Annotated in this window: 2 protein-coding genes; both read right to left on the minus strand. The window is 27.1% G+C overall.

Annotated features, from left to right (window positions below; genetic code table 11):
* Window positions 1-127: 127 nt before the first annotated feature.
* A complete protein-coding gene (locus tag Q0876_RS15620; protein WP_299229812.1) occupies window positions 128-559 on the minus strand; it encodes a hypothetical protein in 432 nt (143 codons plus the stop codon).
* Window positions 560-591: 32 nt separating this feature from the next.
* The coding region (locus Q0876_RS15625) for a hypothetical protein (RefSeq protein ID WP_299229815.1) at window positions 592-1,039 on the minus strand (448 nt) is incomplete at its 5' end.

Below are 1,039 nucleotides of genomic sequence, written 5' to 3' on the forward strand. Positions count from 1 at the left end.
CAACGTGTTCGTGTATAATTACGTTACGGAAAATCGGTTACGATTTTCCGATGAAAGACTAAGTTAATTAATTCCGAGGAATTTCCGATGAGGAAATTCAGAAGTAATTAATTATACACGTTGTTGGCTAACGTTTTAAGTATTTAAAAATTCCAATTACACAAAAAATGATTGATTCTATCACAGCGAATTTGGTAAATTCCATTGTTCTGTCAAAAAGGCTCCATGTTTCAATTACTTCAATCGAAGAATAGGAATATATAATTTTAAGCAAATATTTATTTAGTAGAAATACTCTAATAAAATCAGAAAGAATAGTTATGATTAAACCAATTAAAATGAAGTTTTTCAAAGTATTATCTTGTTCATTTTCTTTAGATAATACTTTAAAAAAAATCAATGGAATAATCATCATCATTAATGTATTTAAAATTGGTACATCTCCAGGGAAAAAAGAAATGTCATATACTTCAAATAGTGTGAGGACATAATCAAAAATCGCCTTAACAAGTATTAAAGTAATTATCTCTTTTTTAAGTTTGTTTAGAACCTTTATCATTAATATTTAGTTGTTGGCTAACGTTTTTAATATTATTGGAATAAACTTAAAAATGATATTAACAAATAAGTGGTAAAAATTGTAATAATTGACATCACCTCTAATTGAGTTTTCCATTTGATCCACATTATGATATAACAAACTAACGGTAGAATTTGAGAAAATCGTAATTCAGAATAATATGGCCAATACATAAATCCATGAACTATGGAAATAAAAGTAAATACAGTAATTACAAGGCTTAACCATTTTTTTTCAATAAGAGAATAAGCTCCAAAAAAGAAAGATATTAAACCAAAAAGAGTCAATGAAACTCCTTTTGAACCTGAAAAATCGAGATATGATAAACCAAAGCTTAAGGCTAAAGCAAGAAGTATGATTTTTAAAAGTAGAGGTTTGGTTTGCCTAAAAAAGAGCAAGCCAGCTATAACTCCAATTAATAGAATAGTTCTTTCTGACATTACAAATGTTTGCCAACGT

Source organism: uncultured Psychroserpens sp. (assembly GCF_947503375.1).
Classification (GTDB): domain Bacteria; phylum Bacteroidota; class Bacteroidia; order Flavobacteriales; family Flavobacteriaceae; genus Psychroserpens.